The 22,440-nt window shown below is 50.2% G+C and carries 17 protein-coding genes; 3 read left to right on the top strand and 14 right to left on the bottom strand.

The annotated features are described in order from the left end of the window. Positions 1-7: 7 nt before the first annotated feature. Together NG665_RS04410 and xerD are read right to left on the bottom strand one after the other, a co-directional pair. Positions 8-862, bottom strand: a complete 855-nt coding sequence (locus tag NG665_RS04410; RefSeq protein ID WP_252672460.1) for a ParA family protein — start codon at positions 860-862, stop codon at positions 8-10. Between the two features lie 20 nt (positions 863-882). Next, positions 883-1,815 carry a site-specific tyrosine recombinase XerD gene (xerD, locus tag NG665_RS04415; RefSeq protein ID WP_252672461.1) on the bottom strand — a complete coding sequence of 311 codons (933 nt, stop codon included), beginning with the start codon at positions 1,813-1,815 and terminating at the stop codon, positions 883-885. A gap of 98 nt (positions 1,816-1,913) precedes the next feature. On the opposite strand from xerD, the gene tkt reads away from it, so the two are divergent. Further along, on the top strand, positions 1,914-4,013 hold the full coding sequence (tkt, locus tag NG665_RS04420) for a transketolase (RefSeq protein WP_252674086.1): 2,100 nt from the start codon (positions 1,914-1,916) through the stop codon (positions 4,011-4,013). 252 nt (positions 4,014-4,265) lie between these two features. On the opposite strand, the gene secG is transcribed toward tkt, so the two are convergent. From secG to uvrA, 8 genes are all read right to left on the bottom strand, one after another. Continuing rightward, on the bottom strand, positions 4,266-4,511 hold the full coding sequence (secG, locus tag NG665_RS04425) for a preprotein translocase subunit SecG (protein WP_252672462.1): 246 nt from the start codon (positions 4,509-4,511) through the stop codon (positions 4,266-4,268). 122 nt (positions 4,512-4,633) lie between these two features. Further along, positions 4,634-5,413, bottom strand: coding sequence for a triose-phosphate isomerase (gene tpiA / locus NG665_RS04430; RefSeq protein ID WP_252672463.1), 780 nt, complete (start codon positions 5,411-5,413; stop codon positions 4,634-4,636). A gap of 5 nt (positions 5,414-5,418) precedes the next feature. Next, positions 5,419-6,612 carry a phosphoglycerate kinase gene (locus NG665_RS04435; protein ID WP_252672464.1) on the bottom strand — a complete coding sequence of 398 codons (1,194 nt, stop codon included), beginning with the start codon at positions 6,610-6,612 and terminating at the stop codon, positions 5,419-5,421. Positions 6,613-6,749: 137 nt separating this feature from the next. After that, entirely contained in the window at positions 6,750-7,757 is a 1,008-nt protein-coding gene (gene gap / locus NG665_RS04440; RefSeq protein WP_252672465.1) for a type I glyceraldehyde-3-phosphate dehydrogenase, read from the bottom strand. 215 nt (positions 7,758-7,972) lie between these two features. Further along, entirely contained in the window at positions 7,973-8,965 is a 993-nt protein-coding gene (gene whiA, locus NG665_RS04445; RefSeq protein WP_252672466.1) for a DNA-binding protein WhiA, read from the bottom strand. Positions 8,966-9,199: 234 nt separating this feature from the next. Then, entirely contained in the window at positions 9,200-10,135 is a 936-nt protein-coding gene (gene rapZ, locus NG665_RS04450; RefSeq protein ID WP_252672467.1) for an RNase adapter RapZ, read from the bottom strand. A gap of 16 nt (positions 10,136-10,151) precedes the next feature. Beyond that, entirely contained in the window at positions 10,152-12,122 is a 1,971-nt protein-coding gene (gene uvrC, locus NG665_RS04455) for an excinuclease ABC subunit UvrC (RefSeq protein WP_252672468.1), read from the bottom strand. Between the two features lie 2 nt (positions 12,123-12,124). After that, on the bottom strand, positions 12,125-14,989 hold the full coding sequence (gene uvrA, locus NG665_RS04460; protein ID WP_252672469.1) for an excinuclease ABC subunit UvrA: 2,865 nt from the start codon (positions 14,987-14,989) through the stop codon (positions 12,125-12,127). A 74-nt stretch (positions 14,990-15,063) separates the two neighbouring features. Here uvrA and NG665_RS04465 point away from each other — a divergent pair, with 74 nt between their 5' ends. Next, positions 15,064-15,342, top strand: a complete 279-nt coding sequence (locus NG665_RS04465) for a YciI family protein (RefSeq protein ID WP_252672470.1) — start codon at positions 15,064-15,066, stop codon at positions 15,340-15,342. Then, entirely contained in the window at positions 15,333-16,298 is a 966-nt protein-coding gene (locus NG665_RS04470) for a bile acid:sodium symporter family protein (RefSeq protein WP_252672471.1), read from the top strand. Before NG665_RS04465 ends, NG665_RS04470 begins: the two co-directional genes overlap by 10 nt. Positions 16,299-16,544: 246 nt before the next feature. On the opposite strand, the gene NG665_RS04475 is transcribed toward NG665_RS04470, so the two are convergent. The 4 genes from NG665_RS04475 to coaE form a co-directional block, all read right to left on the bottom strand. Then, entirely contained in the window at positions 16,545-17,588 is a 1,044-nt protein-coding gene (locus tag NG665_RS04475; RefSeq protein WP_252674087.1) for a TerC/Alx family metal homeostasis membrane protein, read from the bottom strand. Between the two features lie 256 nt (positions 17,589-17,844). Beyond that, positions 17,845-19,896: an excinuclease ABC subunit UvrB gene (gene uvrB, locus NG665_RS04480; RefSeq protein WP_252672472.1), complete on the bottom strand. Its 2,052-nt coding sequence runs from the start codon at positions 19,894-19,896 to the stop codon at positions 17,845-17,847. 154 nt (positions 19,897-20,050) lie between these two features. Beyond that, positions 20,051-21,304, bottom strand: coding sequence for an MFS transporter (locus NG665_RS04485; protein WP_252672473.1), 1,254 nt, complete (start codon positions 21,302-21,304; stop codon positions 20,051-20,053). 118 nt (positions 21,305-21,422) lie between these two features. Continuing rightward, a complete protein-coding gene (gene coaE, locus NG665_RS04490) occupies positions 21,423-22,268 on the bottom strand; it encodes a dephospho-CoA kinase (protein WP_252672474.1) in 846 nt (281 codons plus the stop codon). Positions 22,269-22,440: the final 172 nt, after the last annotated feature.

Genomic DNA, 22,440 nt, shown 5'->3' on the forward strand with positions numbered 1-22,440 from the left:
TGAGGTACTAGGCGGACCCGCCACGCGAGATGAGTTCGCGTGCCAAGCGCAGATATGATTTCGCGCCGGAATGGCCCGGAGCAAATGTTGTGATTGGCTCAGCGGCAATGGTTGCATCGGGAAACTTTACAGTGCGACCGATCATAGTGTCGAAGACTAGATCGCCGAAGCGTTCCTTGATCAAGGAGATGACTTCGCGCGAATGTAACGTGCGAGTATCGACCATAGTGAGCAAAACACCGTCGATACGTAGGCGCGGATTTAATCGATCTTGCACGCGTTCGATTTGGTCAACAAGTAGGGCCACGCCACGCATCGCAAAATATTCTGCTTCTAGCGGGATGATAACGCCATGAGCTGCCGTCAATGCATTGACGGTGAGCAGACCGAGCGAAGGCTGACAGTCTACGATAATGACATCGTAGACATCCATTACTGGGCGTAATACTCGCATCAACGACTGCTCTCGCGCAACCTCGTTAATCAGCTGGATTTCCGCAGCAGATAGCTCAATATTTGCGGGGACTATATCGAGATTTGGTACTGAGGTCGAATGGATGATGCGGGTGACATCCGGCTTCGTGGAGACCATTTCATCATAAATGGTACGTTCGAGAGCCATCGCATTAACGCCCAAACCTGCTGATGCTGCTCCTTGCGGATCGAAATCAACGATGAGTACCTTGCGGCCATACTCAGCCAGCGCGGCGGCAAGATTGATCGAGGTAGTCGTTTTTCCAACGCCGCCCTTTTGGTTACACATAGCAATAATTCTTGCTGGACCATGGGCATGAAGTTCTGTCGGAAGAGGGAAATCCGGTTCCGAATCGATATTAATCAAAGATGGTTGTTGTGCACTCACACTACTAATCTACCGGATATTTACTCGTGCCACGCACGTGGATGGGCAGTTGCATAGACTTCTTTTAGTGTTTCACGCGTCACCATGGTATAAATCTGGGTTGTCGTGACCGAAGAATGTCCGAGCATTTCTTGAACTATACGTACATCTGCCCCACCTTGGAGGAGGTGGGTGGCAAATGAATGGCGAAACGTATGGGGAGAAATATCATCAAGTTGTGCCTCGTGAGCAATGCTTTGAATAATCCCCCATGCGCTTTGGCGGGAAAGCCCATTGCCACGTTTATTTAAAAATAATGCCGACGACGGTTTCGCACTTCGCGCTGCAAGTTCTGGGCGACCACGCACGAGATAGGCGTCTACGGCTTCGAGGGCATATCTACCTAGAGGTAAGACGCGTTCTTTTCGTCCTTTACCCAAAAGCCGAATGGAGGCCGATTCGCTGTCGATATCGGTGGGTTTGAGTCCGATAGCTTCAGAGATGCGGGCCCCAGTGCCGTAAAGTATTTCTACCAAAGCCAGATCGCGGAGTGCTATCGGTCCGTGGCCATTGGCTGCTGTTTGAATCAACAGTTGCATCTGGGGTATCGATATCGCTTTAGGCAGGCGCATTCCGATTTTTGGTGGATGGATATCTCGGCTGGGATCATTTGTGGTTAGGCCTTCAGTAAGGAGGAATTCGTGAAACCGACGCATTGCGGTTACCATTCGGGCTACCGACGTCGTTGCCAATGGTTTCGCTCCAGAACCACCGCGTAGATAATCTACGAAGGAGGCACAATCTTCAGGCGTTATCGCGTCAAGAGCTAAAACTCCACGCATGTTGAGGTGGTCACGATAGTGAGTTAAATCGCGCCGATAGGCTGCGATAGTGTTGTCCGATAGGGCGCGTTCAACTGTTAAATGTGCCAAATAATCATCGACGGCGTGCTGGAACTGGCGCAAAAACGTCATATATCCCTCCAAAATTCGTGCCTTTAAGATGCGCTCACACACCAGAAAACAGATATTCTTATAAGTGAATGTTAGTTCACAGGAGAAAGATGAGTCAGATGACGTCACTTACATGGACAGAGTTAGATCAGCAGGCAGTGAGATATGGACGTGTGCTGGCTGCTGATGCTGTGCAAAAGGCAGGCAATGGGCATCCGGGAACAGCGATCTCACTTGCTCCAGCAGCTTACTTACTGTTCCACAAGGTTATGCGCCATGATGCAGCTGACCCGCAGTGGCTTGGCCGAGATCGGTTTGTGCTTTCGATTGGGCACTCCTCGTTAACTCTTTATACACAGTTGTTCTATTCTGGTTACGGTTTAGAGCTCGATGATTTTAAGGCGTTACGGACTTATGAATCTCAGATGCCTGGCCATCCAGAATACGGTTGGACTCCCGGGGTGGAGATGACAACTGGCCCTCTGGGGCAGGGTTTGGCCTCAGCGGTCGGAATGGCTATGGCCGCTCGTCGTGAACGTGGCTTATTTGATCCAGATGCGCCAGCCGGACTGAGCCCGTTTGATCATTTTGTTTATGTTATGTGTGGCGAAGGTGATCTTGAAGAAGGCGTTACCTCTGAAGCCTCGTCGCTAGCTGGTACCCAAAACTTGGGTAATTTGATTGTTATTTTTGACGATAACCAGATCTCTATCGAAGATGATACCGTTATCGCATTAAGTGAAGATATTTTGGCTCGCTATGAGGCTTATGGTTGGCATACGCAACATGTTGCGTGGCGTAATCCTGACTCAGGCGATTACGTTGAAGATGTTGCGGCGCTCTACAATGCAATCGCAGCTGCGCAAAAAGTCACTGATCGTCCTTCGATCATTAAGCTTTCGACGATCATTGCCTGGCCATCGCCGACGAAGCAAAATACTGGTGCTTCTCATGGAGCAGCTTTGGGTGATGATGAAGTTCGTGGCCTTAAACTAGCGCTGGGTCTTGATCCTGAGGCGATGTTCCAGATGCCTGAGCACGTCCTTGACGGTGTTCGAGCCAATGCCCGGCAACGGAGTGCAGATGCGCGTTCTACGTGGGAGGAAAGATTTACTCAGTGGCGTGATGCTCACCCTGATCAGGTGGCTTTGCTTGAACGCTTGCAAAAACGTGAACTGCCCGCAGGTTGGGAAACTGTTATACCGACTTTCGAAGCCGGTACTGCTATGGCTACTCGTACGGCATCTGGAAAAGTATTGACATCGCTCAAAGACGTCTTGCCCGAGTTATGGGGTGGCTCGGCTGATTTGGGTGGTTCAAACAACACGACGATGATTGGGGAACCTTCCTTCTTACCGCGCGACCGATCCTCGAGTGCGTTTAGCGGCCACGAATATGGGCGTACTTTGCATTTTGGCATTCGGGAACATGCTATGGGAGCGATTCTCAACGGTATCTCGTTGCACGGATTGACCCGACCTTACGGCGGCACATTCTTCGTATTTTCTGACTATATGCGTCCCGCGGTGCGACTGGCTGCATTGATGCACGTCCCTTCGATTTTTGTGTGGACGCATGATTCAGTTGGTGTTGGCGAAGATGGTCCTACCCATCAGCCTATTGAGCATTTATGGTCATATCGCGCTATTCCTGATTTTGATATGATACGTCCTGCTGATGCTAACGAAACTGCCTACGCATGGCGTGGAATTCTTGAACGTGATTCAAATCCGTCAGGTCTAATTCTTTCGCGACAAAACCTGCCAGTCTTTGAACGTGGTGATTCTCAGGCTGTGGGCGATACATTGGCTAGCGCTGCTGGCGTGCTCCGGGGTGGTTACGTTTTAGCTGATGCTGAGCATATTGATGTTGTGTTGATTGCTACCGGATCTGAAGTTGCAGTAGCGCTCGAAGCCCGTACTCTTCTTGCTGCACAAGGAATCGGTGCACGAGTAGTTTCGATGCCGTGTATCGAATGGTTTACTGACCAAGATCTGGACTACCGCGAATCAGTTATCCCATCTGATATTAAAGCCAGAGTTTCGATCGAAGCTGGTACGACATTAGGTTGGCATTCCATTATTGGTGATGATGGCGTGGCAGTGGGTATTGATCATTACGGTGCATCAGCAAATGGTAATTTCCTACTCCAGGAATACGGTATGAATGCGGAAAATGTTGTAGCTGCTGCGAAGGAGTCACTGTCTCGGATCAAGTAACTTTTGACTGATACAGTGTTCGGGGAGAGGATGTTCATCCTCTCCCCTTGCTTATTAGAAATGGTAACTACGTTGAATGCAGCTCACTTTAAGCTCACACTTTAGGCGCTGTCCTGATCAAACGGCTTCGCACCCACTACTTACCCATGGACGCCAGATATGTAGTAGGTGCGCAATACGATAGCTGAAGCAATATAGAACTGTGGGCGCGAAAAGGTTTCCATTCGCGCCCACAGTGACATCAAGACAGTTTTAGAAGCTTACCTTTGTAATAAGGCCAAGGAGAATAACGCAGGTGATCCACACAAGTGCGACGATCACTGTAATACGGTTGAGGTTCTTCTCCGCAACACCAGAGGAACGCATGGCAGTTGAAATACCGCCGCCAAACATATCTGAGATACCGCCACCACGGCCCTTGTGCAACAGAATTGTGCCAATAAGCAACAAACTTGAGATAACAAGGAGGACGGTAATAATGATTTCAAGAATCGCCACGATATGAACTCTTTCTAACGATATATGTACAGATACAGCATACAAGATTGCGCGGGTAAGAGGAAAGCTCTTACCCGCGCAATTCGTCACGTAACGACGTCGAAAACGTCGTTACCGTAGTATCAGGCCTGTTGGAAGGTCACGATCTTAGCAAATTCTTCTGCTTGGAGTGAAGCGCCACCAACGAGAGCACCATCAACATCTGGTTGTGCCATGATCTCAACAACGTTGGATGACTTCACCGAACCGCCGTACTGAATACGAACGGCTTGCGCGGTAGCATCATCAAACATCTCTGCGATCTTGCCGCGAATAGCGCCACACACTTCTTGTGCATCAGCAGGGGTTGCAACTTCACCGGTACCGATAGCCCAAATTGGTTCATATGCGATAACAAGTTTTGCTACTTCAGCAGCACTAAAGTTAGCGAACATAGCCTCGATTTGACCAAGTACGTAGGAAACGTGGCTGCCTTCTTTGCGGATCTCTAGAGCTTCACCACAACACACGATTGGGGTCATCCCAGCATCGAGAACCTTCTTGGCTTTCTTACCAATTAATTCATTGGTTTCGCCATGGTATTCGCGTCGCTCCGAGTGGCCAACAACGACGTAGCTCACGCCAAGCTTGTTGAGCATGGTGGTTGAGATTTCGCCGGTGAAAGCACCTTCGTCGTTGATTGAAACATCTTGTGCACCGTAAGTGATCTTGAATTCTTCAGCGTCGACGAGGGTCTGTACGGAACGAATATCTGTAAACGGTGGAACAACTACACACTCGACAGCATCAAAATCATGCTTGAGATCGTTGAGGGTCCATCCGAGTTTTTGTACTAGCGCGGTTGCTTCAAGATGATCTAGGTTCATCTTCCAGTTACCGGCCATAATTGGCGTACGTGTCATTATTATCAGTCCTCCAAAACTGCAATGCCCGGGAGCTCTTTGCCCTCGAGGTATTCGAGGGAAGCGCCACCACCGGTGGAAATATGGTCAAACTTTGTTTCGTCGAATCCGAGCAGACGAACAGCAGCAGCCGAATCGCCACCGCCAACAATGGTGAACCCTGCTGCGGATTCTAATGCGGAAGCAACTGCTTTGGTTCCATTAGCGAACGCTTCAAATTCGAATACGCCCATTGGGCCGTTCCATGCGATCGTCTTCGAAGAAGCAATAGCATTGGTGAACAGCTCAATCGTCTTAGGACCAATATCTAAGCCCATCTTGTCGGCTGGAATCGCATTCGCATCAACGACTTCTGCAGGAGCATCGGCTTTGAATTCTGGTGCGACGACGGTATCGATAGGCAACAAGAACTCAATGCCCTTCTGTGCAGCTTTTTCGATAAAGGATTGTGCGGTAGCTACTTGGTCTTCTTCGAGAAGCGAGGAGCCAACTTCGTATCCTTGTGCCTTTAAGAACGTGTAGGCCATACCGCCACCAATGATGAGCCGGTCAGCTTTTTCCAAAAGATTAGCGATGACGCCGAGCTTATCGGAAACTTTCGCACCACCAAGAATAACGGTGTATGGGCGTTCCGGCTGAGCAGTAGCTTTAGAAAGTGAGTCAATTTCTTTAAAGACGAGCTCACCTGCAGCAGACGGCAACACCTTGGCAAGATCGTAAACCGATGCTTGCTTGCGGTGAACGACGCCGAAGCCATCAGAGACGAACGCATCAGCGAGCTTAGCGTATTCGCCAGCTAATTCTTCACGCTCAGCATCAACCTTAGAGGTTTCGCGAGCATCGAACCGAACGTTTTCTAGAAGGACGACATCACCATCGTGCATATCGGCAGTAGCTAAGTGTGCACCTTCGCCTACGGTGTCAGTTGCGAGCACAACATCTTTGCCGAGCAATTCACCAAGGCGCTTGGCAACAGGAGCTAACGAATAGTCAGGGTTTACTTGACCTTTTGGCCGGCCAAGATGTGCTGCAACGATGACGCGTGCGCCAGCTGCAATCAGACGCTTAATCGTGGGTAGTGCGGCTTGGATACGGCCGTCGTCGGTAATGTTCTTGTCCGAATCGAGTGGGACGTTGAAGTCCGATCGTACAAAAACTTTCTTGCCGGCAAGATCGCCGAGCGTATCAATAGTTCTCATGAGTGTCTTTCTGTGTAAATAAAAGATACCGGCAGTGGTATCTGAACATTCTCAGTATAACTGATAGAACAACGGGCCCGGGCACGCAAACGCATGCCCGGGCCCGTGAGTTATCACTTACTCAAACTCGTAACGGCTCAGAACTTTGAGGCAACGAGATCGGTAATGGAAACGAGGGAGTTGGAGTAACCCCATTCGTTGTCGTACCAAGAGATGATCTTGACCTGGCCATCGATGACCTTGGTTAGACCTGCATCGAAGATGGAGGTGTGTGGATCGTGGACGATGTCGGTGGAGACGAGTGGCTCTTCGGAGTATGCGAGGATACCCTTGAGTTCGCCTTCAGCAGCTTCCTTGATTGCAGCATTGATTTCTTCAACGGTGACATCTGACTTCTCAGATTCGAAAGTCAAGTCAACTGCGGAACCGGTTGGAACTGGAACGCGCATTGCGAAACCATCGAACTTGCCCTTGAGTTCTGGGAGAACCAAAGCAACAGCAGCAGCAGCACCGGTCTTGGTAGGAACGATGTTGATTGCAGCAGCGCGTGCACGGCGAAGATCGCTGTGTGGCGCATCGAGGATGCGCTGATCGCCGGTGTATGCGTGGACGGTGGTCATCAAGCCCTTGACGATACCGAACTTCTCCTGGAGAACCTTAGCAACTGGTGCCAAGCAGTTCGTGGTGCAAGATGCGTTAGAAATAATATTGTGCTTTGCTGGATCGTAATCGGCGTCGTTAACGCCCATTACGAAGGTAGCATCTTCGTTCTTTGCTGGAGCGGAGATAATAACCTTCTTTGCACCAGCATCAATGTGTGCCTGGGCCTTGGTAGCATCGGTGAAGAAACCGGTGGACTCGATAACGATATCAATATTAAGATCGCCCCATGGGAGATCTGCTGGGTTGCGCTCTGCGAAAGCCTTGATCTCACGACCATCAACGAGGATGGAATCCTCTGATGCGGAGACTTCGTGATCCCAAGCACCGAGAGTTGAATCGTGCTTGAGTAGGTGGGCAAGGGTCTTGTTATCAGTCAAATCGTTTACTGCAACAATCTCAAAGTTTGCGCCACGCTTGTAGGCTGCACGGATAAAATTACGACCGATGCGGCCGAAACCGTTAATAGCAACGCGAATAGTCACTGCGTATCCTCCTTGTGCACAACTGTGCACTGTAGATTTTTCAGCGAGCTGTACTCGCTGACTCACGAACGCCTAAATATTTCACGTTCTAGCGTTCGATCCGTTCCTATTCTACTAGAGAGCACATGGGTGTTGTCTAGGTGACTACGCGGGTAGGTGAAATTCGTAAAAAACTCGTCATCTATTCCATAACCAAAAGTGACTTTCGACCCGCATCATAGTGTGCGATCTCTAACACCAGTTTGTTCTTGTACCGCATCCATAGTTGTTGCAATACCAAGCTCACCAGCGCGCTTGTCGGCCATCGTATTTAATCGTCGTAATCGCCCAGCAACTGCATCTTTCGTTGCCGGTGGAGATAACCGTTCTCCCAAAAGATTCAACGAATCTTCAGGGTACTTGATCCTGAATTCTCCAGCCTGGCGCAGATTTTCCGGAATCTCATCCCCGAGAATCTCAAAAGCGCGTTTGACCCGGATAACTGCGACAATCGCAGCATCAGCACTTCTGCGCATATTTGCATCATCGAAATTAGCTAACCGGTTAGCTTGCCCGTGAACCTCCCGCTCAGTGCGCAGTTCTTCCCATTTAAGAACCGCGTCATTAGCTCCCATCCGAGCAAGCATCGTCGAAATGGCATCGCCTTCACGGATATCTGCTCGGAAAGCCCCACGAGATTCTCGTGCCCGATACGAGACGTCGAGGCGGCGAGCTAAACCGCCGATCGCATAAGCTGCTTCCATAGATGGGCATGTAACTTCCAAGGCGGCATTGCGCCCAGGTTCTAACAATGTGCCGCGGGCAAGAAATGCGCCACGCCAAGCAGCTGCTGCATCAGCTTTTGTGCCACCGACAATTTGTGGTGCCAAACCACGAACAGGGCGCCCACGAACATCGAGAATTCCAGCTCTGCGTGCCACGCGTTCGCCGTCTTTAACAATCCGCACCAGATACATATTGCCGTGGCGCATTGAATTACTAATAGCAACGACGTCGGGCTCAATCGAATATACTTTGCGGACTAATTCAAAAAGATGGTTTGCTGCTCCAGGGTGGGTGAATTCTGCTTGTAAGGAGACAACGCCACCGTTAATCTGTAGCCCACCAGCAAACCGGAACATGGTTGAAAGTTCGGCAACCATCGCGGATAACGTCGTTGGATAAACTTTACAGATTTCATCCTTGACAGATGCGGTCAATGCTGGCATCTGTTCTCCTTCCTCCGCAGAAACTGCTGTATATCGATATTTACGCTATCGTCTAAGAGCTGTTCTCGATGTTACAAGGTGGTACGAGGTGATAACAGCTACCTGGTCAAAGTGCCGATAACTTCACGAAATGTTTCCGCTATAACTCTGTGACTATATGTGTCTTTGGCAAGGCTATCTGAAGATGTTGTAAGGTGGCCAACGAGGGTATATCCATCCAGTGCGTAACCGGCCTCATTCACGACCTAAATCACGGTGAATGGTGCGCACCGAATGTCCAAGAGAACGCAAACGTTCAGAGACGTATTCAGTCATCGCAACCGAGCGGTGCTTACCTCCGGTGCAGCCAATCGCGATCGTGACATAGGGTTTTAGTTCACGCGCATAGCCTTGGAGAATCGGATGGATAAGGTCTACATATTTATCACCGAACTCCTGTGCCCCATCAATCCCAAGCACAAAATCTCGAACAGGTTCATCCTTGCCGGTGAGTTTGCGTAACTCAGTAACCCAATATGGATTAGGCAAGAATCGAACATCGGCAACGTGGTCAGCATCCATCGGTAAACCGTACTTAAACCCAAAACTCATCACAGTTAAATGTGGATCAGTATCGGAGGTAGAAGCAACAAGTTGGCGTACTTTTCGAGACAGATCGTGGACCGATAAATCCGTGGTATCAATAACGGTATCGGCTCGCTGGCGCAACGGTTCTAAGATGGTGCGCTCTTGGCTCAGCCCATCTAGCAACCGCCCATCTCCTTGTAACGGATGGGGGCGGCGCACCGACTCATAGCGCTGTATAAGAGCTTGATTCGAAGCGTCAAGGAAAAGAATACGGTAATCAACTGAATGTTGCCGCAAGGACTGCATAACTTCGTCGAGTTCTTCGAAGAATTCTTGGGAGCGCACATCAACAACAGCAGCCAGTCGGCGGACACCGGAGGTAGGGGTAACAAGACCAGCAAGAGCCGAAAGTAAGCGTGGCGGTAAATTATCGACGACATACCACCCCAAATCCTCTAAGGTAGCTGCGGCTTTAGATCTGCCAGCACCTGACATACCAGTGATAATCAAAATCTCTGGTATTTCCGGGGGAGGCAACTGTGCAGTCGCATCATCCAAGATGACTCCAAGCGGAATATTCGCGGTATCATTGATGTTGTCCATATCACTATCCTGCCAGTTATGTGGTGTTTTTAGCTAGTTGCGCGAGCACTACATCTGCAAGTGCTGGTCCAATTCCAGGGGTTTGCATTAATTCATCGCGCGTCGCTACCCTAATTTTTGCCAGTGAACCAAACTTCTTCAGTAGCGCTTTCTGTTTCGCCGGTCCCAGTCCAGGGATCTCATCCAACGCTGAACGAGTCATCGCCTTAGAGCGCTTTTTGCGATGGAACGTAATAGCAAACCGATGCGATTCATCGCGCACATATTGCAATAAACGCAACGCTGGCGACGAGCGCGAAAGAATAACCGGGAACTCCTCCCCTGGAATCCATATCTCTTCGAGGCGTTTAGCCAATCCGATAATTGTGACGTCTGCGCCCATATCTTCAACGACGCGCTGGGCCGCATTAACTTGCGGCAATCCGCCGTCGACGACGATCAAGTCCGGCTTATAGGCAAACTTTCGTGGCGTGGTGGGCTGGGAAGAAACCGGTTGAAGTTCGTCGTCGAAGATATCGTCTGTGTCATCGCCTTGTTCTAACCGCGCCAAACGCCGCCGAAGAACTTCATCCATAGCAGCTGTATCGTCCCGGGCGCCGGTCCCATCTGGGCCGCGCACGATGAAATGTCGATAGTCAGATTTCTTTGCCAACCCATCTTCGAAAACAACCATCGATGCAACTTGATGCGTACCTTGAGTGTGGGAGATGTCATAACATTCAATACGCAATGGAGCTCGTTTTAGGTCTAGCCCCTCGCGTAGCTCTTCGAGTGCTTGGGAACGTTCGGTGATATCTCCGGCGCGTTCAATCTTGTGACGTTGGAGCGCATGAACCGCATTCGTGTGTACGGTCTGGGCAAGTTGCGCTTTGGTGCCTCGTTGTGGCACCCGAATTTTAACGCCTGCGCCACGCAATTGAGTAAGCCAGGTTTGTAACGCCTGGTGATCATCGGGTAAAGCTGGCAGCCAAATTTCGCGTGGAATAGCATCGGTAGCGGTATGTTCGACGTCGTCAACCGAGCGCGCTTGACTGCGTTTTTTAGTTTTCGGCATAGGAGCATATTCGCCATAGACCTGTAGTATAAGTTGGTTCAACAGCGCCGACTTGTCAAGATCTTCAACCGAGGTCACCCAGCCGCGTTGGCCGCGGATCCGCCCTGCCCGCACATAGAAAACCTGCACAGAAGCTTCAAGCTCATCAAATTCGAGCCCGAAAATATCGGCATCTATATCTGAATCGAGAACTACTGAGTTACGCTCAGCAACGGTGGTAAGTGCAGCGATATCATCACGCAATCGGGCTGCTTTTTCAAAATCCTCAGCTAAAGCTGCCTGCTTCATCTGCTCCGTTTTTTCGCTAATAAGTTCCTCTCCGGAACTATCTAGGAAGGCAATCATTTCGCGGGCAATGTGGCGATGTTCTTCGTCACTTACGCGCCCGACGCATGGCGCAGCACAACGATCAATATATCCATTCAAGCACGGCCTACCAGAACGCTGGGCTGCATTAAACACACCCTTCGTACATGAGCGCATCGGAAAGACACGCAAGAGCAGATCAAGGGCTTCGCGAACAGCCCATACTTTGGTGTAAGGGCCATAATATTTATCTGCTCGCCGGTGGGCATTGCGAGTGACGAGAACCCGCGGATATTTCTCACTCATCGTGATGGCGAGATATGGATAGGATTTATCATCCCGATACATCACGTTAAACCGGGGCGCAAACTCCTTAATCCATGCATATTCAAGCGTCAATGCCTCTATCTCGGAGGCGACCACAACCCACTTAACATCCACCGCCGTATAGACCATGGCACGGGTACGCGGATGCAACTGCGCCGGGTCTTGGAAATAGTTACTGAGTCGGTTGCGCAACGAAGAGGCTTTACCGACGTAAATTACGCGTCCTTCGTCGTCAATAAACCGATAGACTCCGGGGGTCGCGGGAATATCGGTGGGTCGATAACTGCGCGGATCAGCCATGGCTAGAGGGTTCCGGCACTCGTGAGAATCGGTTTCAGAAAGCGCCCGGTGTGGGATTCTTGGACGCGTGCAATCTCTTCTGGTGTTCCTTGCGCAACGACTCGACCACCGCCTTTGCCCCCTTCTGGCCCCAGGTCGATAACCCAATCGGCTGACTTTATCACGTCAAGATTATGTTCGATAACAATCACGGTATTGCCTTTATCAGTCAAGGACTGCAACACGCTCAGGAGTTTGCGGACATCTTCAAAGTGCAGACCGGTGGTTGGTTCGTCAAGAACGTAGACGGTACGGCCAGTCGATCGCCGATGGAGCTCCGAGGCAAGTTTGACGCGCTGCGCTTCTCCACCTGAAAGTGTGGTTGCTGGCTGTCCGAGACGGATATACCCTAAGCCAACGAGTTCGAGCATTTCTAAATATTTCGCAATTCGTTGAACATTGCCAAAGAATTCGCGAGCCTCTGAGATAGTCATGTCGAGAACTTGGGCAACATTCTTTCCTTTGTAGTGTACTTGGAGAGTTTCGCGGTTATATCGCGCACCGTGGCACACTTCGCAAGGCACATAGACATCGGGAAGGAAGTTCATCTCGATTTTGATCGTGCCATCGCCCGAGCAGGCTTCGCAGCGACCGCCTTTAACGTTGAACGAAAACCGCCCTGGTCCATATCCGCGAACTTTTGCTTCTTGGGTTTCAGCAAATAGTTTGCGGATCGGATCCCACATTCCGGTGTAGGTTGCCGGGTTAGATCGTGGGGAGCGGCCGATGGGTGATTGATCGACGTGGACGACCTTATCGAGGTTGTCTAAGCCGGTTACTTTTTTATGCCGGCCTGGCAACGAACGTGCCCGGTTGAGTTCATTGGCTAGAACTTTATACAAGATTCCATTAACTAAGGAGGACTTGCCTGAGCCAGATACGCCGGTAACAGCGGTGAAAACGCCGATGGGGAATGAGACAGTGACGTTGTCGAGATTATTCTCAGTAGCACCCACTACGGTGATCTGGTTCTTCTTGACAATTTTACGGCGTTGTTTAGGCACGACGATGGCGCGTTGACCGGTGAGATATTGGCCGGTAATAGAATCTGGTGAATTCACGATTTCGGCAGGCTTACCCGAAAAGACAATTTCGCCGCCGTGTTCGCCTGCTCCCGGACCGATATCTACCAGCCAGTCAGCTTGGCGGATCGTATCTTCGTCGTGTTCGACGACGATCAGGGTGTTGCCCAAATCGCGCAACCGAGTTAAGGCTTCGAGTAATTTTTCGTTATCACGCTGGTGGAGCCCGATTGAGGGCTCATCAAGAACATAGAGCACTCCGACAAGACCGGCGCCGATCTGTGTTGCAAGGCGGATGCGCTGCGCTTCCCCACCAGATAGCGTGCCAGCTGCGCGCGAGAGTGTGAGATAGTCAAGACCAACAGATACTAGGAAGGTCAGGCGCTCGATGATCTCACGCAAAACTTGCTGCGCAATCGTGCGGGCGCGTTCGTCAAGGTCTATATGGGTAACGTATTCCAAAGCTTCTGCGATGGGAAGGTCGGTGAGTTGAGCAATGTTGAGCTCTCCTACACGCACAGCTAGAACTTCCGGACGTAACCGGGCACCATGACAAACCGGGCAGGCAACCTCGCGCATGAAACCGGCGTAGCGTTCTTTCGACCAGTCTGATTCGGTCTCATCATGTTTGCGTTTGACAAAGTTGAGTACGCCTTCAAAGCCTGAGGAATAGATTTTTTCCCGCCCCCAGCGATTCCGGTATTTCATCTTGACCTTGAAATCACGCCCGCGCAAAATCGCTTCTTTAACATCTTTGGGCAGCTTTTTCCATGGTGTACTCAAGTCAAAGCCCATATCTTCAGCTAGGCTAGCAAGTTGGCGTTGATAGTAATCGCGGGCGCTTGCCGATGCCGTGACAGACCACGGCAAAATCGCACCATCTTCGATCGATAGGGATTCGTCTGGAATAACTAAGTCTGGATCAACTTGGAGTTTGAATCCGATGCCGTCGCACTCCGGGCACGCGCCATAAGGTGCGTTAAATGAGAACGTTCGCGGTTCGATTTCTTCGAGTTCCAATGGATGATCATTCGGGCAGGAACGGCTTTCAGAAAAGCGGCGCTCTTTAAATGGATCGTCATCCGCGCGATCTACGTACTCAATCACTGCGACGCCTTTTGACAGATGCAACGCGTTTTCCACGGAGTCATTGAGCCGAGAACGGATACCTTCTCGGATAGCGAGGCGATCTACGACGACGTCGATATCGTGTTTGTAGGTTTTCGCTAATGCAGGTGCTTCGTCAAGACGGTAAACAGTGCCGTCAATACGGGCACGCGAATAGCCATCGGTTTGGAGTTGTCTGAGCAGTTCGAGGTGTTCGCCTTTGCGGCCGCGAACGACGGGTGCCAGAATGTGCAGGCGCGTCTTATCTTCTTCTTCTAGAAGGCGATTGACGATCTGCTCAGCTGATTGCGCCTCGATCAAAGCACCACAGACCGGGCAATATTGCGTGCCAGCACGTGCATAAAGTAGGCGCAAGTAGTCATAAACTTCGGTAATCGTTCCCACAGTAGAGCGCGGATTACGGTTGGTGGATTTTTGATCGATGGAGACAGCTGGTGACAGGCCTTCGATGAAGTCCACCGCAGGCTTATCCATCTGACCTAAAAACTGGCGAGCATAAGACGATAGTGACTCTACGTACCGGCGTTGCCCTTCGGCAAAGATCGTATCGAAAGCTAACGAGGATTTACCTGAGCCAGAAAGCCCAGTAAATACCACCATCTTCTCGCGCGGAATATCGAGCGTGACATTTCGTAGATTATGTTCTCTTGCACCTTGGATATGGATTGATTCATGCACGTCTTAGATCATATCGTCCAGCTCCGACACGTTTCCATGCCAGTTTTCCATCAGCACAACGTAGAATAGAACACATGAACACATTTGCAGTTATTTATACATACGATCCCAACCAAGCTGACCTTACCTCCCAGGTACGTCCCAGCCACCGTCAATTCCTCAAATCACTTTTCGATACTGGCGCATTAAAGGCCTCCGGCCCACTTTCTGGTGGTCGTGCCCTGATCGTCGTCGAAGCAGAGTCTAGCGAAGGTGCGCGTGAATTATTGACTCGCGATCCTTTCAACGAAGCTGGAGTATTGCTTGACGTTGACGTAGCCGAATGGACCGTAGTTTACGGGCCATGGGCGTAGTTTCACGTTACTTTCCCCGCTTTGACCCGCTGATAACCGGAATCATCACTGCCCTCTTCGTGGGTTTGTTGATTCCGGTTTCCGCGGGTGCTGTCCATTTTCTTTCACATGCTGCCGACGTCGGTGTCGCGCTTGTTTTCCTGCTCTACGGCATGCGCTTATCCACCCGTGAAGTGTTGCGCGGTTTGACCAACATTCGGCTTCAAGGATTTATTCTCGCAGCGACATTCCTCATTTTTCCGTTGTTAAGTTGGGGACTTTCGGTGCTTGCCGAACCGCTCATAGGACGAGATTTTGCGTTAGGTATCTTGTTCCTAGGACTCCTTCCCTCCACCGTCCAATCTTCGGTAACATTCGTCTCGATTGCCCGCGGTGACATTGCCTCTGCAATCGCGGCAGCCACGGTATCAAATATCGCAGGCATGTTTATTACCCCGGCGTTAGTTGTGGCATTCATGGATATGTCTGGTGCATCTACCGGGGGTTTTTCAGCCGTGCTCACCAACCTATTGTTGCCATTTATCATCGGGCAATGTCTGCAACCGTGGTTCGGCGACTGGATTCGGGCGCGTCGCCACCTCACTAGACGTAGTGATACCGGTGCAATAATTCTCGTGGTGCTCGCAGCAACCTTATCGGCAACAGCCGATGGTGCGTGGAGTGTGGTCACCCCGCTTTCTCTGCTGGTCTTAGTAGCCGTCTTGGTTGCATTGCTCAGTGCAATGCTTGCCATCACCTGGTTTGGTGCTCAGCGCCTCCCCCGTGAAGAACGCATAGTCGCGCTTATGTGTGGTTCAAAGAAATCTTTGGCTACTGGCTTGCCGATGGCAAAGGCTTTATTCCCCACAAATATGGTGGGAACTATTGGTATTCCGGTGATTATCTTCCATCAAATTCAGCTTGTGGTGTGCGCTGCGATAGCCCGTATATTGGCCTCCGCCACTGAACGCGATTAATTGGCGAGAACGAGGCAAAAAGTAACTGACAGTAGAGCCGAAAAGCAGGAGCTACGTTCGAGCCAAACCAAGGGCGTCTATCAAAGCTCCTATCACCAGATCTACCGTGTTCGTTGCGGATCATACTTGCGACCACGCAAAGAATCGCTAAACCTAACGCAGCGAAAACACGCAATTGCTCGTGGTCCGTTGAGCACTTGAACCGATCAGTTTTTTGAACAGCCAGCCAATCGCATAGGTTGAATATTAGTCTTGTTCTGACTCAATAACTTCCTCATCGTGCAGGCCTTGGTCCGCAATCTCGTTTGACCGCTTGCGCATCTTGCGCGATCCGAGAAGTGAAGCAATCACAGTAATAATGATGATCGTGAGAATAATGGCTACGGATGTGCCCGAGCCTGGTTCTGGAATAGCGGTGAACATGTCGTATCCGTGGAAGGCGTGTAGCAACAACTTAAAGCCGATGAATCCGAGGATTCCAGCAAGACCGTAGTGCAAGTAGATAAGGCGATCAAGCAGGCCATCGACAAGGAAGAACAGCTGGCGCAGCCCCAGCAAAGCAAACGCATTGGAGGCAAAGACGATAAACGGCTCGTTCGTCAAACCAAAGATCGCTGGAATTGAATCTAGAGCAAAGAGAAGGTCAATTGTGCCAATCGAGATGATACAGATAAGCAAAGGTGTCAGGTAGGTCTTGCCAGAGGCACGATGGATGAGCTTATCGCCCACAAAACCAGACGTCACTGGAAATACACGGGAGATGAACTTTGTCGCAGCTGTTGGTTGATAATCTATTTCTTCAACAATGCCAGAAGCTCGATCGCGAGCTTCTTTGAGACCATCAAGCACCTGCTTGACTGCGGTGTAAACCATCCACACACCAAAAGCGAAGAAAATCCAGACAAACTTTTCAACAAGCGCGGCGCCAATCATAATGAAGATGAACCGGAAGACCAACGCAATAATAATGCCCCACATGAGCACCTTTTGCTGGAATCTCCGCGGTACCTTAAATGCCGCAATAATAATGATAAAGACGAAGATATTGTCTAACGATAACGAATACTCAGTGATATACCCGGCAAAGAACTCAGTCGCAAATCGAGCACCATGGCGAATGTAGGTTGCTACGCCAAACACTGCCGCTAGAGATACATATACTGCCGTCCATCGGGCAGCTTCGCCAATCGTGGGTTCATGCGCTTTGCGGACATGGCCAAACAAATCAAACAAGATGAGTGAAATGACCAAAAGTGAAAGTACAATCCATTCCCACATCTCAACGACCATTGATTCGTCAGGAGAATAGTTGGCAACAGTATGAATGAGAGTATTAAGCAAAGTTAGCCTTTCGGTACAGTGTTAGACCGAAGGTCTCTTCCCGCCATCTCTGATCGAGTAGTGGCCTCGGCCCGGGCTAGAAGCCGCGATGACGAACCGATATTTCATGGGAATACTCCCCTTCGCTTCTCCTAGCTTACGTCACTTGTGCTCCACTGCGAAAATCCCAATCTATGATCTCTCGCTCAGTGAAAACTCCGGTCATTCACTGAGCTTGCCGAATTGCACGTAATTCACGTTTGACATCATTAATTTCATCGCGCAGGCGCGCTGCAAGCTCGAACTGTAAGTGTTGGGCTGCAACATGCATTTGTTCACGCAATTCAACCAACAGCTGTTCGATTTCTGCCCCATCTGCAGGTAAGCGCTGCGCGACAGACGTCTCCTTCCGATAACCACCCTCAAGCAATTCACCTGTTTCAAGATCTTCGCGAGCGAGCATATCAGTAACGTCTGCAATCTTTTTCCGTAACGGCTGGGGATCGATACCGTGTTCAGCATTGTAAGCTATCTGCTTTTCACGACGCCGGTTGGTCTCCTCAATGGCTTCCTTCATATTAGGAGTTATCGAATCGGCATACATATGTACTTGCCCAGACACATTTCGCGCTGCCCGGCCAATCGTTTGGATAAGAGACGTTGTTGACCGCAAGAATCCCTGCTTATCGGCGTCGAGAATAGCTACGAGAGATACTTCAGGCAAATCCAGACCTTCCCGCAGCAGATTAATCCCAACGAGCACATCGAATTTCCCTAACCGAAGTTCACGTAAGAGTTCTACGCGCCGCAGTGTATCGACGTCGGAGTGCAAATACTCAACTTTGACCCCGCGTTCGGCAAGATAATCAGTGAGATCTTCGGCCATTTTCTTCGTCAGCGTAGTCACCAAGACGCGTTCATCACGTTCAACCCTGGCTCGCACTTGTTCAAGAAGATCGTCAATCTGACCTTTCGTTGGTTTGACGATAACTTCAGGATCAATCAGACCAGTTGGGCGAATGATTTGTTCAACGTATCCATCAGAAAGTTCCATCTCATATTTAGCCGGTGTTGCTGAGAGATAAACAGTCTGACCGATTCGTTCCAAGAACTCTGCGAATTTCAGTGGCCGGTTATCCATTGCGGAGGGCAAGCGGAATCCGAAATCAACAAGGGTGCGCTTGCGGGACATATCTCCTTCGTACATAGCACCAATTTGCGGTACCGTCACGTGCGATTCGTCAATAATCAACACAAAATCTTCCGGGAAATAGTCAAGCAAGGTATTCGGAGGTGTGCCTGGGCCACGACCATCAATATGCCTCGAGTAATTCTCGATACCCGAGCACGTGCCGATATTGCGCATCATCTCTAAATCGTAGGTGGTGCGCATTTCAAGGCGTTGGGCTTCGAGCAGCTTATCTTGATCACGCAGCTCAGTAAGCCGCTCCCCTAGTTCTTCTTCGATGGAAGCTATTGCGCGCTTCATGCGTTCTTCACCGGCGACATAGTGAGAAGCAGGGAAAATATAAGCATGGTCGGTTTCGCGTACCACATTGCCGGTTAGCGGATGGAGTAACGCGATGGAATCAATCTCATCGCCGAAAAATTCGATCCGGATTGCGAGTTCTTCATAAACTGGAATGATCTCCACAGTATCGCCGCGTACCCGGAATGTACCACGGGTGAAGGCCATATCGTTGCGTGTATATTGCATCGTCACGAACTGTTTAAGTAACGCGTCGCGGTCGAGTTCTTGCCCAACATGGACATCCACCATACGATCAACGTATTCTTGCGGCGTTCCCAAACCATAGATACACGAAACAGAAGCCACCACGACGGTATCGCGCCGCGTAATCAACGAATTGGTGGCCGAGTGACGTAGCCGCTCAACTTCGTCGTTAATGGAGGAATCTTTTTCAATAAACGTATCAGTTTGCGGCACATAGGCTTCTGGCTGGTAATAATCGTAATAGGATACGAAATACTCAACGGCGTTATTGGGTAACAATTCCCGGAATTCGGCAGCCATCTGGGCAGCGAGAGTTTTATTTGGCTCAATGATGAGTGTTGGCCGCTGGATTTGTTCAATCAACCACGCAGTGGTTGCCGATTTTCCAGTTCCGGTTGCGCCCAACAAAACGATATCTTTTTCCCCGGCGTTAATCCGCTCAGCGAGTTCCGCAATTGCGGTGGGCTGATCGCCGGACGGAGTGTATTCAGAGATAACTTCAAATGGTGCTTCTTGGCGCACGATATCAGTAACAGGACGCATACCTCAAGCCTACCGGTTAGCTCCGACAAGATTCGAGCGCTATCGCTCCTAGCTTTACCGGTAACGAGATGTTACCTGCTTACTGCCGGCTCCAAGAAATTGTAGTCGACTAGGTTTGAATACTTATTAATAGGTGATTCCGTTTGAACACCTTTTAGTGCCCTGCCGGATCATTCCGATCAGAGAGGTTACGGGTGGAATACGTGGCAAGGGCGACAACTAGACAGAAAGTAACCGACAGTAGAGCTGAAAGCAGGAGATAGGTTCGAGAGAAACCCAGGGAGTCTAGCACAGCTCCTATCAACGGATCTACCGCGATCGTCGCGGCCTCGTCGAACATAGCCACGATGGACAGCATTGTTGTCCGATACTTGTCAGAAATCACCAGATTTATTTGTTCATCAATGAGGATAAAGAAAACCGATGCCGACCCAGACAACAAAACAAACGACCCCGCACCTACCCAAGGAGTCGAAGGTGTGGTCACACTCACTGCGACCAACAAAAGAATCGCTAAACCAACAACAGTGAGAACACGCAATCGCTCGTGGTCCGTTGAACGCTTGAGTCGATAAGTATTTCGAACAGCAAGCCACTGGACGACCTTCCCGACCCCTAATACGATTCCCAAGTTTCGAACTTCAAGACCCTGTTCCTCCAAGAACGGCCCAAGATACGTCGAGAAATTTGAAACCGCAATCATGACTATCGTCGAAGCGAGCGCAAGCGAAACAAAGAGGCTATGATATCTTATTACCCCCGTGACACGGCGAAATACTGTGCCCGGTTTATGTGCTCCGTGACTGGATTGATCGGCTTTAGAAGATTCCGAAGATAACTGGTCATGCAAACGCAGACGTAAAAACACGCCAGCAGCTGCGATATAGCAAGCCACACTCATCCACAACGGTAGGCTGGTGCGCCACGAGAACAGTATCGGTCCAACCACACTTGAAGTCATGGAAAACAACAAGGTCACCGATCCGACGGCTGACCGGCTCTTCAAATAGTCATCTTCCATTCCCAATCGCTTGTGCTCTTGGAAAAGCCACGCACTGTCAGCACCAGAAGAAAGCGCAAGGCCAGCGCCGATGCTGAGTTCAGAAAGATAAACTGCTGGTAACGCGTCGAATAAGGCAAGAACGCTGACACCAAGCGCGATCAATAGGGATCCGAAAGCTAACGCATACTTTTGCCCAAATCTATCGGCTAGACGTCCCATAGGTACTTCAAATAAAAGAGATACAACAGCCCCAAACGAATTAAGAAGCCCGATCTCCAGATAAGAAAGACCCTTCGCCTGAAGAATCAACGTCATCAAAGGCCATGCCACAACCGATGCGATCAGGCATTTAGCAATCAAGTATCCACGAAAAGGACGAGCAACGGAACTCTTGGGTATCTTCACAGATACTCTCCCCTCCCCACCACAATCAGGACTTCTGCACACCGAGAGTTATACATCATTCAGGGCTTGTATGTCATATTCGACTACTATTGCTACCAGCTTTACTGGTAGCGCGGTGTTACCAGCTTAATGTGTAATGTTCAGCAGGGTTTGCCGTCGTCGCTTGGCGAGAACCGGTGAGGATCCAGCCTGCGTCCAAGAGTGTTGCTGCACCGGGATTAGCTTTCAGGATCAAATGTGTTCCTTGAATTTCGACGACGTCGCATCCTACGTTACGCAATCTAGTTGCTTGGAGATGTACATCAGTTCGGAACTGAACATTGTCCATCGCGGGAGTTGGGTCACTAACGCGTTCTTGACTGAGGGCCCAATCATAGGGAATAACCCAATTGTCCCAGAGCCGTTCGGCAGTAGCAATGAAGTCGTGTTCGCTGGAGGTATTGTTGACGATGATGTCAGATATAGCTGTACGAGCCATATCTCCGGGTTGAGAATGTATTCGACTTTTTGCCTGCGCTGAACTCATCCCCCGGTTGTCAACCATTCGAGCGATACGAGTGTGGTCAGGAGCATGAATAGTCATGGTTGCCATAAACGAAAACTGATTTGCGCTGCCGACCAACAGTGGAACGTCGTAGACGACGATTTGGCTCGGATGAGCGGTACGTAGTTGTGCGGATACTTCGCGGGCAATATACGGATGGATAATTGATTCGAGTTGTTGGCGAGCGGCTGAATTCGAAAAGACGAAGGAGGCAAGGGCGCCACGATCAAGTTGGCCATCGGCGCGTAATACTCGCGGACCGAAGGTTCGCCCTATCTGTTCTAGTGCTTTAGTTCCGGGAGCAACTACGTCGCGAGCGACCTGATCGGCATCGATGATCATTGCCCCACGGGTAGCAAAGACATGCGTCAATGTGGACTTTCCTGACGCTATACCACCGGTTACTGCAAGCTTGAGCATATTAGCGCACGTTCGCCAACGAACGCACTCCCCTTTCAATAACGCAAATAATTCGTTACCTATTTAGGGTAGCGTATCTGCGTTCAGTTATCTATCTTCAACGCGGCCAGTTACGGCATGCACATGACTCGCACCGGAGACAATGCTACCAACCGACGTATTGCTAAGGAGC

Source organism: Arcanobacterium pinnipediorum (assembly GCF_023973165.1).
Taxonomy (GTDB): Bacteria; Actinomycetota; Actinomycetes; order Actinomycetales; family Actinomycetaceae; genus Arcanobacterium; species Arcanobacterium pinnipediorum.

Bases quoted from the DNA above. Each gene is read 5' to 3' on its own strand.
- xerD (WP_252672461.1), bottom strand. From the start codon at position 1,815: ATGACGTTTTTGCGCCAGTTCCAGCACGCCGTCGATGATTATTTGGCA.
- tkt (WP_252674086.1), top strand. From the start codon at position 1,914: ATGACGTCACTTACATGGACAGAGTTAGATCAGCAGGCAGTGAGATAT.
- tpiA (WP_252672463.1), bottom strand. From the start codon at position 5,413: ATGACACGTACGCCAATTATGGCCGGTAACTGGAAGATGAACCTAGAT.
- NG665_RS04435 (WP_252672464.1), bottom strand. From the start codon at position 6,612: ATGAGAACTATTGATACGCTCGGCGATCTTGCCGGCAAGAAAGTTTTT.
- whiA (WP_252672466.1), bottom strand. From the start codon at position 8,965: ATGCCAGCATTGACCGCATCTGTCAAGGATGAAATCTGTAAAGTTTAT.
- rapZ (WP_252672467.1), bottom strand. From the start codon at position 10,135: ATGGACAACATCAATGATACCGCGAATATTCCGCTTGGAGTCATCTTG.
- uvrC (WP_252672468.1), bottom strand. From the start codon at position 12,122: ATGGCTGATCCGCGCAGTTATCGACCCACCGATATTCCCGCGACCCCC.
- NG665_RS04465 (WP_252672470.1), top strand. From the start codon at position 15,064: ATGAACACATTTGCAGTTATTTATACATACGATCCCAACCAAGCTGAC.
- NG665_RS04470 (WP_252672471.1), top strand. From the start codon at position 15,333: ATGGGCGTAGTTTCACGTTACTTTCCCCGCTTTGACCCGCTGATAACC.
- NG665_RS04475 (WP_252674087.1), bottom strand. From the start codon at position 17,588: ATGGTCGTTGAGATGTGGGAATGGATTGTACTTTCACTTTTGGTCATT.
- uvrB (WP_252672472.1), bottom strand. From the start codon at position 19,896: ATGCGTCCTGTTACTGATATCGTGCGCCAAGAAGCACCATTTGAAGTT.
- coaE (WP_252672474.1), bottom strand. From the start codon at position 22,268: ATGCTCAAGCTTGCAGTAACCGGTGGTATAGCGTCAGGAAAGTCCACA.